16 protein-coding genes and 1 pseudogene are annotated in these 16,199 nt (G+C 30.0%); 4 read left to right on the top strand and 13 right to left on the bottom strand.

The window, feature by feature from the left end; genetic code table 11:
* The 3 genes from BUA92_RS09270 to BUA92_RS09260 form a co-directional block, all read right to left on the bottom strand.
* On the bottom strand, nucleotides 1-302 hold a 302-nt coding region (locus tag BUA92_RS09270), incomplete at its 3' end, for an S-adenosylmethionine synthetase N-terminal domain-containing protein (RefSeq protein WP_278335133.1).
* Between the two features lie 248 nt (nucleotides 303-550).
* Nucleotides 551-814: a hypothetical protein gene (locus BUA92_RS09265; protein ID WP_073018914.1), complete on the bottom strand. Its 264-nt coding sequence runs from the start codon at nucleotides 812-814 to the stop codon at nucleotides 551-553.
* Nucleotides 815-828: 14 nt separating this feature from the next.
* Nucleotides 829-2,088, bottom strand: a complete 1,260-nt coding sequence (locus tag BUA92_RS09260) for a DNA polymerase Y family protein (RefSeq protein WP_073018913.1) — start codon at nucleotides 2,086-2,088, stop codon at nucleotides 829-831.
* Nucleotides 2,089-2,272: 184 nt separating this feature from the next.
* Between BUA92_RS09260 and BUA92_RS09255 the strand changes: the two genes are divergently transcribed.
* The gene (locus BUA92_RS09255; RefSeq protein ID WP_073018912.1) at nucleotides 2,273-3,292 is read left to right on the top strand and encodes a sugar ABC transporter substrate-binding protein; all 1,020 of its coding nucleotides are present in this window, start codon (nucleotides 2,273-2,275) and stop codon (nucleotides 3,290-3,292) included.
* 52 nt (nucleotides 3,293-3,344) lie between these two features.
* On the opposite strand, the gene BUA92_RS09250 is transcribed toward BUA92_RS09255, so the two are convergent.
* Entirely contained in the window at nucleotides 3,345-3,884 is a 540-nt protein-coding gene (locus BUA92_RS09250) for a GNAT family N-acetyltransferase (protein WP_073018911.1), read from the bottom strand.
* A gap of 72 nt (nucleotides 3,885-3,956) precedes the next feature.
* Complete coding sequence (locus tag BUA92_RS09245; protein ID WP_073018909.1) at nucleotides 3,957-4,652, bottom strand: TVP38/TMEM64 family protein; 696 nt, start codon at nucleotides 4,650-4,652, stop codon at nucleotides 3,957-3,959.
* A gap of 168 nt (nucleotides 4,653-4,820) precedes the next feature.
* Between BUA92_RS09245 and BUA92_RS09240 the strand changes: the two genes are divergently transcribed.
* The gene (locus BUA92_RS09240) at nucleotides 4,821-5,510 is read left to right on the top strand and encodes a response regulator transcription factor (protein ID WP_073018907.1); all 690 of its coding nucleotides are present in this window, start codon (nucleotides 4,821-4,823) and stop codon (nucleotides 5,508-5,510) included.
* The gene (locus BUA92_RS09235) at nucleotides 5,503-6,828 is read left to right on the top strand and encodes a sensor histidine kinase (protein WP_073018906.1); all 1,326 of its coding nucleotides are present in this window, start codon (nucleotides 5,503-5,505) and stop codon (nucleotides 6,826-6,828) included. The genes BUA92_RS09240 and BUA92_RS09235 overlap by 8 nt, the downstream gene beginning before the upstream one ends.
* Before the next feature lie 359 nt (nucleotides 6,829-7,187).
* Here BUA92_RS09235 and BUA92_RS09230 read toward each other — a convergent pair whose 3' ends face one another.
* The 5 genes from BUA92_RS09230 to BUA92_RS09210 form a co-directional block, all read right to left on the bottom strand.
* Nucleotides 7,188-7,472, bottom strand: coding sequence for a hypothetical protein (locus BUA92_RS09230; protein WP_073018904.1), 285 nt, complete (start codon nucleotides 7,470-7,472; stop codon nucleotides 7,188-7,190).
* A gap of 152 nt (nucleotides 7,473-7,624) precedes the next feature.
* On the bottom strand, nucleotides 7,625-8,026 hold the full coding sequence (locus tag BUA92_RS09225; protein WP_073018903.1) for a NusG domain II-containing protein: 402 nt from the start codon (nucleotides 8,024-8,026) through the stop codon (nucleotides 7,625-7,627).
* A 123-nt stretch (nucleotides 8,027-8,149) separates the two neighbouring features.
* On the bottom strand, nucleotides 8,150-8,365 hold the full coding sequence (locus BUA92_RS09220) for a heavy-metal-associated domain-containing protein (RefSeq protein WP_073018902.1): 216 nt from the start codon (nucleotides 8,363-8,365) through the stop codon (nucleotides 8,150-8,152).
* Nucleotides 8,366-8,400: 35 nt separating this feature from the next.
* Entirely contained in the window at nucleotides 8,401-10,863 is a 2,463-nt protein-coding gene (locus BUA92_RS09215) for a heavy metal translocating P-type ATPase (RefSeq protein ID WP_073018901.1), read from the bottom strand.
* A 31-nt stretch (nucleotides 10,864-10,894) separates the two neighbouring features.
* Nucleotides 10,895-11,161 (bottom strand): metal-sensing transcriptional repressor, encoded by a 267-nt coding sequence (locus BUA92_RS09210; protein WP_073018900.1) that lies wholly within the window; start codon nucleotides 11,159-11,161, stop codon nucleotides 10,895-10,897.
* Nucleotides 11,162-11,509: 348 nt separating this feature from the next.
* On the opposite strand from BUA92_RS09210, the gene BUA92_RS09205 reads away from it, so the two are divergent.
* Nucleotides 11,510-13,324 (top strand): urease accessory protein UreH domain-containing protein, encoded by a 1,815-nt coding sequence (locus BUA92_RS09205; RefSeq protein ID WP_073018899.1) that lies wholly within the window; start codon nucleotides 11,510-11,512, stop codon nucleotides 13,322-13,324.
* A 249-nt stretch (nucleotides 13,325-13,573) separates the two neighbouring features.
* On the opposite strand, the pseudogene BUA92_RS23590 reads toward BUA92_RS09205, so the two are convergent.
* The 3 genes and pseudogenes from BUA92_RS23590 to BUA92_RS09190 form a co-directional block, all read right to left on the bottom strand.
* Nucleotides 13,574-14,617, bottom strand: a pseudogene (locus BUA92_RS23590) (C40 family peptidase).
* A gap of 454 nt (nucleotides 14,618-15,071) precedes the next feature.
* Nucleotides 15,072-15,467 carry a metal-dependent hydrolase gene (locus BUA92_RS09195; RefSeq protein WP_073018897.1) on the bottom strand — a complete coding sequence of 132 codons (396 nt, stop codon included), beginning with the start codon at nucleotides 15,465-15,467 and terminating at the stop codon, nucleotides 15,072-15,074.
* 81 nt (nucleotides 15,468-15,548) lie between these two features.
* Complete coding sequence (locus tag BUA92_RS09190; RefSeq protein WP_073018895.1) at nucleotides 15,549-16,121, bottom strand: phosphatase PAP2 family protein; 573 nt, start codon at nucleotides 16,119-16,121, stop codon at nucleotides 15,549-15,551.
* Between the last annotated feature and the right edge of the window lie 78 nt (nucleotides 16,122-16,199).

Raw genomic sequence — 16,199 nt, 5'->3', positions numbered from 1 at the left:
TCTGATGATTGCTCATCTATAGTAGTTAATACCGCACAAGTATCACAGTCAAATCCATATTTTGCTCTATCGTAACCTATTTCTCTAATAGTTTGTCTAACTACCTTAGGAATATCCACATAACATTTAGTTGATATTTCCCCCATTACCATTACCATTCCAGTTGTAACTGCTGTCTCACATGCTACTCTAGCATTTGGATCTTGTTCAAATATAGCATCTAAAACTGAATCTGATATTTGATCACAGATTTTATCTGGATGTCCTTCTGTAACTGATTCAGATGTAAATAATCTTTTCATTTCTTCCTCCTAAAATTTCATATATTTAAATTTTATTTCGTCTAAGCTATGTATTTATTATTAAATTAAAACATTAATATTTCATTGCTAATAATCTTAAGAATTCTTAACATTTAAGATATTTACAAGATAAAAAGTAATATAGATAAAACACTTGTTGCTACTGGGATTTATAAAAAAGATAAAATCTTTAAAAGGCTAAATTGAATAATTTTAATTCAACTTAGCCTTTTAAAGTTTTATTGCTTCTACATCTTAAATAAAGTCCATTTACAGGTTTGGAGTTCATATTTTAATTCATAAATTTTATTTATTTTATCAATCATACTTTGACATCTAAAAACTAGCATGGGATTTCCAGCTAGTTTTTCTTTTTCTTTAAAAATTACTTTATCTACTTTAATTATGGTAGTAGATTGGTCCTCATTTTTCATTCTAAATCTTATAGGACTAGGCTCACCAGCTTCAGTAAACCAGGCAATTACATCGATGGATTTAGCTATAACTTTCACTTAATACCAGCTCCTCATAATAAATTAGACATAACTAAATATTCATCTTCTCCTACTCCACCAGACATGTTTTTAACTCCTGATTTTATGAAGGATGAACGCACTATTGATTTCTGTCCGTATTTTAGCCTAATTTTGTCTATTACCTTATCTAAGTCACGCATCTTATCTACATTTCTAGAATCTAAAATGTCATATTGATAAAATGCATTTGTAGATAAATCCGTAACATGAACACCTACATGACGCACATGTTCTCCCTTCCATGATTCATTAAATAGTTCTGATGCAGTTTCTGCAATCTTTTGTGTTGAATCAGTTGGGCAAACTAATTTTCTTTGGTGAGAATAGTTTGTGAAATCGCTACTTCTTATAGAAATAGAAATAACCTTACAGTAGTTTTCAGACTTTCTAAGCCTCTCTCCAACCATCTCTGCAAGAGATAAAATTATCAACTGAATAGTTTCTCTATCTCTAACATCATAAGGTATAGTAGTAGAGTTTCCTATCCCCTTCATATCAATATTTTTATCTGCTTTTACCTCAGAATCATCTATTCCATTTGCATAGTTCCATATAAGTCTGCCATGACTCTTGAGGTGATAAGTTAAAAGACTAAGATCATAATTTGCAAGTTCCCCTATAGTATAGATATTTAATTTATGGAGTTTAGGTAGTGTAGCTCTTCCTACCATAAATAAATCTTCCACAGGTAGTTTCCACATCTTATTCTTTATTTCATGTGGAAATAGTGTGTGTATTTTATCTGGTTTTTGAAAATCCGAGGCCACTTTAGCTAAAAGTTTGTTGTTTGATATACCTATATTTACAGTAAATCCTAATTCTTTTTTAATTCTGGTTCCTATTTCCTCAGCAAGCTTTATTGGATCAGGATATAAGTTCTCCATATTGCTAAAGTCAAGAAAACTTTCATCTACTGAAAAACGTTGTATCTTATTAGTGTATTCTTGTAATATTTCATTTAAGGCATTACTGCACTGCATATAAAGCTCATAACGAGGTGGAACTACCAACAAGCCCGGGCACTTTTGTCTTGCATTATAAAGAGTTTCACCAGTTGTCACCTTAAACTTCTTAGCTGGGATAGATTTTGCTAGTACTATTCCATGTCTACTTTGCTCACTTCCACCAACTACACTACATATATTCCTTAAATCAACTTTATCTCCATGCTGCAAGCGATAAACAGCCTCCCATGAAAGATAAGCACTATTAACATCTATATGAAATATTAATCTTTTATTCCCATTCATCTTTCACTACTCCTCTATTACCAATATTAATGAAATTAATATTATTATATCGAACTAACGTTCTCATGTAAAGGGGGGTGTTTTTGTCAAACCCATAAAACATTAATAATATTTCTATTTTATTGAACTATAATAAAATAACAACAATAAACTATTAATATATTAAACATAATAGGTGAACCGCATGTATGTATCAATTCCAGATGTTTTTTATGTTCCTGTTAGTCGTTTACTAAATAATAAAAATCTATTTACCCCTAATCAAAACATCCCTAGGCAAATATTAATAGGAGTTTCCCTTCCTAATCAAAGAGAAGATAGATGGATTAGGGACGCTGCTGCCATGAAAAAAGAAGCTGATGCTCAAGGAGCTACTTTAGAAATAAAATATTTTGATTTTGACCCAGTTAAACAGGCTCAACAAGTTGCTACTATGATAACTGAACAAGTTAGTATAATAATTATTGTCCCAATAGATGAGGAAAGTACTAAACAACTAGTTAAGGATGCTCATGCTGTAGGAATAAAAGTGATTTCCTATGAGGCAATTGCAATAAATTCCGATATAAATTTTTTTATAGGTTTTAACAATATAAGAGTGGGAGAACTTCAAGGAAAGTACCTTACAACATATGTTCCAAAAGGAAATTACATTCTTTTATCTGGATCACCTAAAGGAGAGCTGTTCAAAGAAGGGGCTATGGAATATATAACTCCTTTAGTCCTAAATAGATCAGTAAAAATAATAGCAGATAAGGTAATTGAAGGATGGATTCCTATAGATGCATACACAATTGTATCTGATATTCTAAATAATGTTTCCGATAAAATAGATGGTGTTTTAGCTCCAAATGATGCAACTGCTGGAGCAGTAATATCTGCTTTAAGTGAACATGGTTTAGCTGGAAAAACGGCTGTAACCGGTCAAGATGCTGACCTAGCTGCAATTAAAAGAATAGTTTATGGAACTCAATTAATGACTGTGTTTAAGGACAGTAGAGAACTTGCTAAAACAGCTGTTGATACAGCTATTAGATTAGTTAATGGAAGTGTAATTGATGTAACTAATGATATTAATAATGGATTAAAGGACGTTCCCTCAATCCTAGTTAATCCAATAGCAGTTGATAAAAGTAATATAGATAAAACCCTTGTTGCTACTGGGATTTATAAAAAAGATGAAATCTTTAACAGGCTAAATTGAATATATTTTAATTCAAATTAGCCTGTTAGTATTTTTTACTTCTTTATTAAAACTATTGGTGAATAACTTTTTCAAATCTAAAAAAATCTTCTCCTCCTGGCAATTCTTCATCTTCTGATTCATGTGAACCTAGATGATTTTTATTTAGATATTCTACTATTTTAAATCCACATTTATTTACATAGAAGTGGATATTACGTTTCTCAAAATATGGTGTATGAGTTTCCCAAACCTTTGTTTCAGGATGGTTTTCTTCGATGGCTTTCCAAGCCCTATAGCCAATCCCATTACTATGGGCATCTATATTAATAAAAAGTAGATCTAAAGAATTGTGTTGTGTTTCTTTATCTATAACAACTACAGTTCCCCCAACCTTTTTTCCATCTGATAATATATGATAAACAATGGCTCCTTTAGCATTAAAAGATTCTTCTATAGTTTTATCTGAAGGGATAGACTTATCTGAATCATCCCCAAATTCTTTAACTACTGCATAAGTAAATGATTCTTGTAGCTCTTTTTTAAATTTCTGTAATTCCTCTTTTTTAGCTATGGTTAGTGTAACTATATTTTCTTTTTTAGTTTCTATCATAAATTCTCCTCCTATAATTGTTACATATATGTTATCAAAACTACTTTTCTTTTACAATATATCCTCTAATGACTATACTTCTTCTGCTTCAGTCCCTGAAAGTTTTTCTATAATCTTATCTTTATATACCACACCCAAAATAAATAATACTACTGCTATAATTGAAATTACTATTATTGAGGTATAGTTCTCATAATGTATATTAGCACCTATTACTACTGGAGCAGCTATTGATGGTAACCTCCCTACCAGTAAAATCACAAAAAACTTGATTGGTTTTATTGGTGTTAATCCTGCTAGATATATCAAAAAATCCTTTGGTAATCCTGGAATAATAAAAAACACAAATAAGGTAACAGTAAACTTTTTGCTATCCATAATATCAAAAAGCCATTTATATTTTTCCTTATCTATTCGTTTTTCTACATAGGAGGCACCTATAAATCTTGTAAAGTAAAAAATCATAACTGACCCAATCATCATTCCTATAACTGAATAAAGTAATCCTAAAGGGACACCATATACATAACCTCCAGCAAGCTGAATTGCTTCTCCTGGAATTGGTGCAATGACAGTTTGTACTATTTGAAAAAATATAATTAAAAAAGCCCCAAACTTCCCTGTAGAAATTATATAATCTCTAAACTTATCAAGTGATGTAGTTAATTCAATAAGCTGTGGTAAATATCTAAATGTTAATATTACAACTATAATCCCTAAAATTATCAAGGCTATTTTCCCTAATAATATTTTTTTTGTTTTTTCCATAACTATCTCCTTCTTCATCTATGCTTTGACTTGATATTCTAAAGTTTAGCTTTAACATCTTAAGATTTAGGTATATCAAATCTTAAGAAATCTTAAGTAGCTTTAAATGTATAGATTTAAGATATTTTGAGATATATACTAATAACATGCGGAGGTGATCAATGCATTATGAAAAATATTTTAATTGCAGATGATAATGAAGATATAAGAGAAATAGTCAGAGTTTTATTGGAAAGTGAAGGATACAATGTAGTTGAGGCAGTAGATGGAGAGGATGCTATAAACAAAGTGGATGATGAAATTGATTTAATAATCCTTGATGTTGTAATGCCCAAAAAGACTGGCTTTAAAGCATGTATAGATATTAGAGAAAAAACAAGTGCTCCTATTTTATTTTTAACTGCCAAGTCCCAAGATTCTGATAAATATATGGCTTTTTCAGCTGGAAGTGATGATTATCTATCCAAACCATTTTCATATACAGAATTAGTATCGAGAGTTAAAGCCTTACTTAGAAGATATTACGTATATAAAGGAAAAGAGGTAAAAGATACGGATAATTCAATAAGTATTAACGGCTTAATAATAAATACAAGTTCAAATGAAGCTTCAGTAAATGGAAAAGAGCTTATTTTGACAGAGATAGAATACAATATTCTTTTATTAATGGCACAAAATCGAAAAAAAATCTTTTCAGCTCAAAACCTTTATGAAAGCATCTGGAGAGAGCCTTACTTCTATTCATGTAATAATACAGTTATGGTTCATATAAGAAACTTAAGAAGTAAATTAGAAGAAGATCCACAAAATCCTGAATATATTAAAACAGTTTGGGGAAAGGGGTATCGAATTGAGTAGAAAAGCTTTCTTTACTAAGTTAGAAGTAAAATTAATACTATCATTAATCTTTTCGTTTATAGTATCTATTTTAATCTTTTTCTTAATAAATAACCTTGGTGAAAAATTATTAAACAACTATTTTAATAAAACATCATTTTTATTAGATAAAAAAAAGCAAGCTATATCAGAATTTAAAGACTATGTTTCAGATAATAAGCTATCTATAAATGATTATGATTCTCTAAAAAACTGGGCTGGTAATGAAAAGTATGTAGACATATATCTTTATAAGGATAATAACCTAGTTTATACTTCTAACTTAACTAGCGAAGTAACAAATTATGAACAATACAAGGAAGCTCCTATATTTCCTACTAATGTTCTTGTTGATATTCCTTTTATTGATGGTAATGCTAAACTACATATGGAGTGTTTTTTTGAGTATAAATACTACTATATATTAATATTCTTTTCAGTCTTTATATCAGCGCTACTTTTCATAATACTTATGCTATTTTTTATTAATAAGAAGATAGGCTATATAGGTCAGCTTGAAAAGGAAATAAAAATATTAGAATGTGGAGATTTAAATTATAACATCTCTATAAAAAGTAATGATGAACTTTCATCCTTAGCTCAAAGTATTGATGATATGAGAAAGTCTTTTATAGAAAAGCTAGAAAGCGAAAATGAAGCAAGACTTGCTAATAGTGAATTAATAACTGCTCTATCTCATGACCTTAGAACTCCTCTTACAGCATTAGTTGGATATCTAGATATTATAGAATACAAAAAATATAAAACTAATGAAGCCTTTAATCAATATATTCATAATAGTAGAGAAAAGGCATATCAAATAAAATATTTATCTGACAAATTATTTGAGTATTTTACAGTCTTCAATACCAGCGATGACTTAAAATTAGAAATTTTTAATGGAAATGAACTGTTTGAACAGTTAATTCAAGAACAAATTTTAACCTTAGGCAATAGCGGTTTTAACTTTAATGTTGATTCCTGTGATAGGCTGTTTTTTGTAGAACTTAATTTAATATCAATTCGTAGAGTTTTTGATAACATTTTTTCTAATATATCTAAATATGCTGATACTTCTAAAGAAGTTAATATTAAATACTATATAGAAAATGAAAAAATAGTTATTACCGTAGAAAATAAAATAGATACTCTAAAAAGAGTTGATAGTACTAGTATAGGACTTAAAAACTGCAAAAAAATTATAGCCCTCCATAAAGGAGAATTTCACACCTTAAAAACAGATGATACATTTTTAGTTAAGTTGATTTTAAAAACTTCTCCAACTTTAAATTATATTTAGGAAGTAATTTATAAAAGCACCCTTTATTTTAATGCCTGTACATTATACCAGAATATATGTTCCCAGTCATTAAAATAAAGATTGCTATGCTAATATGTAAATATTAATAGGAGTTTCCCTTCCTAATCAACTAGTGACAGATGCTCATGCTGTAGGAATAAAAGTGATTTCCTATGAGACAATTACAACAAATTCCTATATAGTTTTTTTATAGGCTTTAACAATATAAGGGTGGGAGAACTTCTTTTAATATACTAGCTCCTATTTGTTTTTCTAGCCCACCTTTATAGTCTATATCATACTTCTTCGAGTAAACTCGAAGTCAAGTGTTTAAATGAATCAATTATATTATTAAGACCTTACTCTAAGGACTTATTCGCTTCTTTATCATTATTATCACTACAACAACTTCCTTTTTTATCCCCACCAAACATCATTGGTATCATTCCAATCATCATTAAAGGACATATAAACGGGATTATTCCGGAAACAAATACTCCTGCTCTTGGACTTAATCTAGATATAAGCGGTAAGAATGATAAGATAATTATAGGTAATCCACAACAAAGTGCCATGTGAAGCATATGTTTTAATGGGCTATGGTTGTGTTTGCCTTTTCTTTTATTACTTTTATTAAAATTCATGTATACCCCTCCATTATGATTTCTAAATAGCTAAAATCATCTATATTATAGTTACATTTTAAATTACCTATATAAAGATATTATGAAGAAATATCTTTTAAATCAAATATATTCTATTAATTTAGTACTACTTAAGTAAATCTAGTACAGATTTAAAATGATTGTGCATCTATGGCCTCCTCTTCAACACCTTCAATTGTAACTATAATGTTATTAGGCAAGCATACAATACTTTGATAAATTTTATCAATCCACCCTGTATCTGAACAAATAGAGTTAGGACAAATTTCTTTACTCATTTCTAACATTCTTACTTTACCATCTTTAACTTCAATATATCCTGTATTATTATTAAAATCAATCTGGTATGTTATGCTTTCGCTAGATTGATTTAATGGAACTTTTTTTACTATTTTATTGTCTATATTAATAATAATATCACCACTTTTCTTATCTCCTTTTACAACCATGAAAATTCCTAATGGTAAAAAACTTAGTATTAAAAGTGCTCCTATAATTATCAGATCCAATATTTTAACTTCTAAAATCTTCATATTTATTTCCTTTCAACCCTTTTGCCTACTTTAAACCTTAATTCTCTTAACTCTAGTTTATTAACATTAAATAAAAAGAGTTTTGATAAAAAGTAAATTATTATCAAAACTCTTAATTCTATACTATATCTCTTCTATTCCCACTACCTCATATCCTGCATCATCAATTGCAAATTTTATATCTTCATCATTTATATCTTTAGATGCTTCTAGTATAGCTGTTTTATCATCTAAAGTAACATTTACGCTACTTACTCCCTCTAACTCCATTAATGCCTCTTTGACATGATTAACACAATGCCCACAACTCATTCCTTCAACTAATATCTTCTTTTTCATTTTAATTCCTCCTAATTTTTTTAATATTTTAATAATTATCTAGCTGGTTTAAATCTTTTTAATCTTAATGCATTTAGTAAAACTGAAACTGAACTAAAACTCATAGCAGCAGCAGCTATAATTGGATTTAGCAGTGGTCCTCCAAATATATATAATATTCCCATAGCTACTGGTATACCTAACGTATTATATCCAAATGCCCAAAATAGATTTTGCTTAATATTTGATATTGTTTTCTTACTTAATTGAATTGCTGTTGGTACATCCATAAGATCACTTCTCATAAGTACAATATCTGCTGACTCCATAGCGACATCTGTTCCTGAACCAATTGCTATTCCAATATCTGCTTGTGCTAGTGCAGGTGCATCATTTATTCCGTCTCCAACCATAGCTACTTTTTTACCTTCAGCTTGAAGTTTTTTAACCTCATTTGCCTTATCTTGAGGAAGAACTTCTGCTAAAATTCTATCAATACCAACTTGTTTTGCTATAGCTTCAGCAGTTCGTTTATTATCTCCAGTTATCATAGCTACTTCAATTCCCATATCATGAAGTTTTTCGATTGCCCTTTTACTATTTTCTTTAACAGTGTCTGCAACTGCAATTATACCTGCTATTTTATCATCAATAGATATATACATCGGAGTTTTACCTTCACTTGCTAATCTATGTGAAGTTTCCTCTAAATCTTCTAATGATATATCACTCTCAATCATAAGCTTTCTATTTCCAAGTAAAATTACTTTACCATCTATCTTAACTTCTATACCATGTCCCGGATTTGCTTTAAAGAAATCAAGCTTCAAAATCTTTAATCCTTTTTCTTCAGCATCCTTTACTATAGCTTCACCTAATGGATGTTCTGAACCCTTTTCTGCTGATGCTGCTAATTGTAGCAATTTATTTTCATCTATTCCATTTGAAACAACTATATCTGTAACCTTTGGCTTTCCTTCTGTTATTGTACCTGTTTTATCAAATACTATTGTTTTTATCTTATGTGCAGTTTCTAGAGCTACACCGCTTTTTATAAGAACTCCATATTCGGCACCTTTTCCTGTTCCAACCATAATAGCCGTTGGCGTTGCTAATCCTAAAGCACAAGGGCAAGCTATAACAAGTACAGATATAAATATAGTCAATGCAAATATTCCTGTTTCCCCACCAATAAAGTACCAAGCCAATGATGCTACTATAGAAATCGTAATAACAACAGGAACAAAGTATCCTGAGATAATATCTGCCAATTTTGCAATTGGAGCTTTAGACCCTTGAGCATCTTCTACTAATTTAATAATCTGTGCTAATGCTGTATCTTTACCTACTCTTGTAGCCTTATATTTTATAGTACCATTTTTATTTATACTAGCACCTATTATTTTATCTCCAATATTCTTTTCTACTGGAATACTCTCTCCAGTGAGCATAGATTCATCAACTGAAGTAATTCCCTCTACAACTTCACCATCTACAGGCATTTTCTCCCCTGGCTTAACTACTATAATATCTCCTACTTCTACTTCATCTATAGGGGTTTCTATTTCCTTACCATCTTTAATGATTATTGCTGTTTTAGGCGCAAGTCCCATAAGTTTTTTTATAGCTTCAGAAGTTTTTCCTTTAGTTACAGCTTCAAGATATTTCCCTAACAAAATCAGTGTTATAATAACACCAGCTGCTTCAAAATATAAATCATAGGCGTAATCAACATTTCCTCTATAAATCTGTACAATTGCAAATATTCCGTATAAGAATGCGGCAGATGTACCTATTGCAATAAGAGAATCCATATTAGGACTTCTTCTAAATAAGGATTTATATCCTACTGTAAAGAATTTATATCCTGCAACCATAACTGGAAGAACTAATATTAGTTGTACTATACCGAAATTTCTAGCATTATGCATAGGATCTATAATCTCAGGAAGCTTGAATCCTAGAGGTTCTCCAAACATATGACCCATAGTTATAATCAATAGTGGTATTGTAAAGACTGCAGAAACAATAAACTTCTTCCACAAGAGTTTTATTTCTTTTTCTTTTCTTTCTTTATCTATATCTATAGTAGTACTTTCTTCCTCTAAAGCTTTATAACCTGCTTTTTCAATAGCTTTTTTTATGTCTGAAATCCTAACTGAAGAAGCTTCATAACTTATATTTAATTTCTCTGTTGCAAAATTTACATTAGACTCAATTACTCCCTCAAGTTTTTTTGTAACTTTTTCAATATTTTTTGCACAAGCTGCGCAGGTCATTCCCTCTATTTTTAATGTTTTAGTACTAGATTCAATTATAGCTTTATACCCTGCTTTTTCCACAGCTGATTGGATATCAGCTATAGCTACCTTAGTCTCATCAAAATGAACACTAAGCTTTTCTGTTGCAAAATTTACATTTGCTTCAGTAACACCTTGAAGCTTTTTAGATGCTCTTTCAACTGCTTTTGCACATGCTGCGCAGGTCATTCCCTCTATTTTTAATGACTTTATTGCCATATAAATTTCCTCCTTACAAATCTTATAATACTTACTTATCTGTTATCTTAGATAAAATACCTATTATCTCATCTATTTTCTCTTCACCATTACTTTTATTTATGGAATCTTTTACGCAATGATGTATGTGCTGTTTCAAAATCAACATATTAGCTTTTTTTAAAAGAGCTTGCGCTGCAATAATTTGGTTTGATATATCCACACAATATCTTTCATCTTCTATCATTTTAATTATTCCTTCAATTTGCCCCTTAGAAGTTCTTAATGCCATCAAAGCTTTATTCTTATCTTGATTCATTATTCTACTCCTTCCAATGTATGTCTATCGAGTTTTTTCCTTATGATTACATGCACTAACTCGACTACTTCTCTCAAACTTACCTACTCCACTCCCCAGGGGTGTTGTAAATATAAAAAAATTTACTCTCTCAATCCCATATTTTATAAAAATAATTTGTATTTACTTTTTCCCTTGTATTTTTCATATTACTACAACTCCTTCAAAAAAATTTTAACCACAGCTATATAATAAATAATTCTTATGAAGAATATATGAAGAGATTTTTTACCTTCATATAACTTACATAATTATTTTATATATTTTACTTATAACTTAAAATATATGACATATTTATTGGAGGATTTTATGAGTATTAAAAGAGAAAGACTTAAAGTCTATGATATGACTTGTACATCGTGTGAAACCAGAGTTGAAAGGTCTATAAAAAAATTAAATGGAGTGTTGAACGTCAAAGCAAATTATACTAGACAATCTGCTATAGTTGAATATGATGAAGATTTATGTTCAATAAGAAAAATTAAAACAGCTATAGTAAATGCTGGTTATAGTACTGAGAAATCTAATGGTTATAAGATTATTGGACTTCTTATTATAGTGACTGCCATTGTACTACTTGGATTAAATACTAGTGGTTTTGATATGGATTCAAAACTTAGTAATGCATCTTATGCAGTGCTTTTCATAGTTGGTATTTTTACTTCTATTCACTGTGTAGGTATGTGTGGTGGTATAATGCTTTCACAAAGCTTATTAAAAGAAAGTAAAAACAAATTTCAGTCTATGCAACCAGCAATGCTATATAATCTAGGAAGAGTTATATCTTACACTATTTTAGGTGGTATAGTCGGTGCTATCGGATCAGTATTTTCTCTTTCAATTATGACTAAAGCAGCTCTTCAAATATTCGCTGGAGTATTTATGGTTATGATGGGGTTTAATATGGCTGGATTTAGCATATTCAGAAGATTTAACATTAAGTTACCTAGCTTTGCATGTAATAATAAGAGTAAAAACAAAACTCCATTTTTAGTAGGTCTTTTAAATGGACTTATGCCTTGTGGTCCACTTCAAACTATGCAACTTTTCGCTTTAGGTACAGGCAGTGCCGTAAAAGGTGCCTTATCTATGTTTGTATTTTCTTTAGGTACAGTTCCACTGATGCTGACATTCGGTGCAATATCAGGACTTCTAAGTAAAAGTTACACGAAAAAAATACTAAAATTCAGTGGAATTCTTATAGTAGTTCTTGGTCTTATTATGGGAAACCGTGGATTATCACTAGCTGGCATAAGTATTAACCCATTGAATTTAATATCATCAAAGATTGAAGAAATTAAAACTACTAACGGAGATGTTAGTTCATCTACCAATAACAAAAGCTCTGCATCTTCAGACTCCTCAAATAAAGCAACTCTAGAAAACGGAGTTCAGATTTTAAAAATGACTGCTAGTAGTAGAGGCTATACTCCAAGTGTATCCTATATTGAAAAAGGGACTCCTGTTAAGTTAATTGTTGATGGAAAACAGCTTAATTCTTGTAATAGCACCCTAGTGATTCCGTCCTTAAATAAACAATTAAAACTTAAAAGTGGAGAAAATATATTAGAATTTACTCCTGGAACTAAGGATATTAAGTTTAGTTGTTGGATGGGTATGATTGGTGGAACTATAAAGGTGGTAGATGATCTTGATTCTATATCTGGAACCAGTGGAGACTCCTCTGGTGATACTTCATCTGAATCTGCTTCACAAGAGATAAAGACAAGTATCTACGGGAATGATATAAGCAAGGTATCTACTGATAGATTAGTAAAAAAAGCTCAAACATCTAATAAAAATCAAGAGATAACAATAAAGGGAATTGGATATGAGATCGATCCACTTATTATTGTAATTAATAAAGGTATTAGCACAAATCTTTCGCTAGATTTGAATTCTTTTGATAACCCTGAAAGTGACTTTTTCATAAAAGATATGTATACAGGTGACCTCGTTAAAGAATTTACAGGAAAAAAAGGAGTTATTGAATTAAAATTCACTATAGATAGCTCTGGTCCATATGGAATATTCTATGATGGTCAATTACTTGGATTAATCGAATCTGTAACTGACCTGAATTCTGCAAATCTAGAGGAAATCAGAAATAAATACATTAAGTAAATCTTATTACCACTTTATACAAATTACTTACAGTTTATGTTATTCTATATAATATCATGATGTAGATTACGTAGGCATAAACAATGTCTGAATATATTATATAATTACCTATAAAGATTAATGATTATTAAAAAAGAAGCATCTCAAACTACAATAAGATGCTTCTTCTATTTATACATTAGGATTTTCTATAGATAAATTTATATTTTTTTGTTCCATCCAAACTATCCAAAATATAAAGTTTTCATTCTACATAACTCTTCTAGCCGCATAGAATGACCAAATTTTTGAAACCTTCACTACATCGCCTGTTTGAGGTGCATGTATTATTTGCCCTCCTCCTACATATATGCCCATATGTCCCGGACTCGTAAACACTAAGTCTCCTGGTTGTAGATCAGAATAGTTCACAGGAACTCAATCATTTATTTGTGTAAATGTAGTTCTAGATAAAGATATGCCTACTTGTTTAAAAACATACTGTGTAAATCCAGAACAATCAAATACATTTGGACCAGTGGCTCCATAAACATATTTAGAGCCTAGTTTACTATAAGCTATGGAAAGCAAAGTTGAACTTGATGCTGAACCAGTCGCAGGTGCAACACTCCCTCCCCTGCTTAATGTAGTCACTGGTGCTTGTTTTTGCTGAACTAAAGTTTTGGCTTTTTCAATTAAGTTTACTAACTCACCATCAATCTCTGAACTCTTAACATTCTTTCTTAACTCTCTTAAAGTTGAAATCGCATTATTTAAATCATTAACTGTACTGCCAGAATTATTAATTATAGTTTCAAATGGCTTATATAATTCTCTCTCTGTTGTTGCTAAATCTGTGGCAAATTTTTCATACTCCTTTTTAGCTTGATTTATGTATACCATTTGTTCCTCTTTTTTCTTATTTAGCTCATCTAATTTAACCTTATTATCTTTGTTTAATAATTCAATTTCTTGAATATTACCTTCTAAGTTGGATATATGGTCATTATACTCTTTTTGTTTATCCTCAAGATCACCTATAATTTGTTTATCTAAGCTCATTACCTTTCCAACTGCTTGAGCTTTAGCAATTAAATCACCTAAACTATTAGAACTTAATAAAATTCCAATATAACTTGCTTGTCCGCCAGATTTATAAAGCACTCGCATTCTTAATCCAAAGATTTCCTCTTTTTCTTCTAATTCTTTTTTTGTTTCTTGTATTTGTTTCTTAATGCTTTCTATTTGATTATTTGCATCTGCAATCCTCGTAAGATTTTCCTCTACAGCTATAGCTATTGGCTGTATTTGCATGTCTAGCTCGTCTACTTTATTTTGTAGTTCCGCATACTTACTTTCAGCTTCTGATACCTTTTCGCCCTTTTCATTAAGTACTTGCTGCTGTTCTTCTGTTAAAGGTTCAGCAAATACTTGTACACCTGTTCCAAATAATAGTGAAACAATAAGTAAAGCTGATATTGCTTTTTTCTTCATAACATCACAGTATTACTATATTAACTCAGTAATACCCTTCCTCCCCTCAATTGTTTATTAAATTATCTGCAACAATAATTTTATTATGAGTTTACTATTTTTATATGAAGATATAATGAAGACATACTTAATTTATCGAATGTTTTATTACCATTCCCTTTACTAATACTCTGAGTCTATTATTATGCCTCTACTACTAATTCTTTCCTATACAAAAAAGAGATTTGCCATACTAATTTACTTAGCATGACATATCTCTTTTCTTATATTTTCTTTATTTAACCAAAGAAAATATTATGTATATAAGTAACAGACCTATAAAAAAGTCCTCTGCTCCACCTGTTTTAAATAATTTAAAACCATAATGTTTTTTCTTAAGGGGATATAAAAATGGAACACCAGCCTTGGTTAAGGAATCTAAAAATAAATGGGTAAAATAATTTACTCCCCATAAGATTCCTAACTGTTCATTAAAGGTATAAAGAAAATAAGAGCTTATCCCAAGTGCCAATAATGAATGTGTAAGGGTTCTGTGTTTTATTCCAAGGTATATATCCCAATCTGGGGCTATGGATCCTACTAATGCTATTGGAACTATTAGCATATTATCTTTTGTGACGAGTGTAATTGTAGTTGCAATTCCCATAGCCAAATGAGTTCTTTTTAGCATATCTAAACACACCCTTTATTTTAATGCCTGTACATTATACCAGAATATACGTTCCCTGTCATTAAAATAAAGATTTCTATGCTAATATGTAAATATTCTATCTAATAAAATCATTCCCTGAAGATATCCCCCCTGCAATATTATAAAGACTATCTTAGAGCAGACTATACCAATTATCATTCCTGCTATTACATCTGTTGGGTAATGGACATATAAATAAATTCTTGATAAAGCTATTAAGAAAGCTATAGCTAAAAATATTATTCTAAACTGCACAAAATACGCTGATAAAACTTCTGCAACAGCAAATGATGATAAGGTATGCCCTGATGGAAAAGAATATGATAAAGGCTTGTCAATTAATAAGTGCATACTCTCCTTATAACTACATGGTCGTGCTCTTCTAACTATATGTTTTATAATTCCTTCTCCAACTAAAGTACTGATAATCAAAGTTAATAGAACTACTTCTCCAATTAATCTACGCTCTTCATTTATCATCAAAACCCCAGCTATTATAATCCATATAATACCCAAGTTGCCTAAGCTAGTTATCATGGGCATCGCTTTATCTAAATATCTATTTTTAATACGTCTACTTATAGTGAATAGTATATAATTATCAAATGTATGTATTCTTCTTAATATATCCATTTTGTGCCCCCTTTTTTTCTTATTGTTTATATTATTAACCATTTTAATTAGAAACAGATTAAAATATGGTTATTTTTT

This window comes from Clostridium intestinale DSM 6191 (assembly GCF_900130055.1).
In the GTDB taxonomy this organism is placed as follows: Bacteria; Bacillota; Clostridia; order Clostridiales; family Clostridiaceae; genus Clostridium_T; species Clostridium_T intestinale.
Note: the sequence above shows the minus strand (reverse complement) of the source record. Positions and strands in the feature narration are given on the sequence as shown.

Bases quoted from the DNA above. Each gene is read 5' to 3' on its own strand.
- BUA92_RS09260 (WP_073018913.1), bottom strand. From the start codon at position 2,088: ATGAATGGGAATAAAAGATTAATATTTCATATAGATGTTAATAGTGCT.
- BUA92_RS09255 (WP_073018912.1), top strand. From the start codon at position 2,273: ATGTATGTATCAATTCCAGATGTTTTTTATGTTCCTGTTAGTCGTTTA.
- BUA92_RS09250 (WP_073018911.1), bottom strand. From the start codon at position 3,884: ATGATAGAAACTAAAAAAGAAAATATAGTTACACTAACCATAGCTAAA.
- BUA92_RS09245 (WP_073018909.1), bottom strand. From the start codon at position 4,652: ATGGAAAAAACAAAAAAAATATTATTAGGGAAAATAGCCTTGATAATT.
- BUA92_RS09240 (WP_073018907.1), top strand. From the start codon at position 4,821: ATGAAAAATATTTTAATTGCAGATGATAATGAAGATATAAGAGAAATA.
- BUA92_RS09230 (WP_073018904.1), bottom strand. From the start codon at position 7,472: ATGAATTTTAATAAAAGTAATAAAAGAAAAGGCAAACACAACCATAGC.
- BUA92_RS09225 (WP_073018903.1), bottom strand. From the start codon at position 8,026: ATGAAGATTTTAGAAGTTAAAATATTGGATCTGATAATTATAGGAGCA.
- BUA92_RS09220 (WP_073018902.1), bottom strand. From the start codon at position 8,365: ATGAAAAAGAAGATATTAGTTGAAGGAATGAGTTGTGGGCATTGTGTT.
- BUA92_RS09215 (WP_073018901.1), bottom strand. From the start codon at position 10,863: ATGGCAATAAAGTCATTAAAAATAGAGGGAATGACCTGCGCAGCATGT.
- BUA92_RS09210 (WP_073018900.1), bottom strand. From the start codon at position 11,161: ATGAATCAAGATAAGAATAAAGCTTTGATGGCATTAAGAACTTCTAAG.
- BUA92_RS09205 (WP_073018899.1), top strand. From the start codon at position 11,510: ATGAGTATTAAAAGAGAAAGACTTAAAGTCTATGATATGACTTGTACA.
- BUA92_RS09195 (WP_073018897.1), bottom strand. From the start codon at position 15,467: ATGCTAAAAAGAACTCATTTGGCTATGGGAATTGCAACTACAATTACA.
- BUA92_RS09190 (WP_073018895.1), bottom strand. From the start codon at position 16,121: ATGGATATATTAAGAAGAATACATACATTTGATAATTATATACTATTC.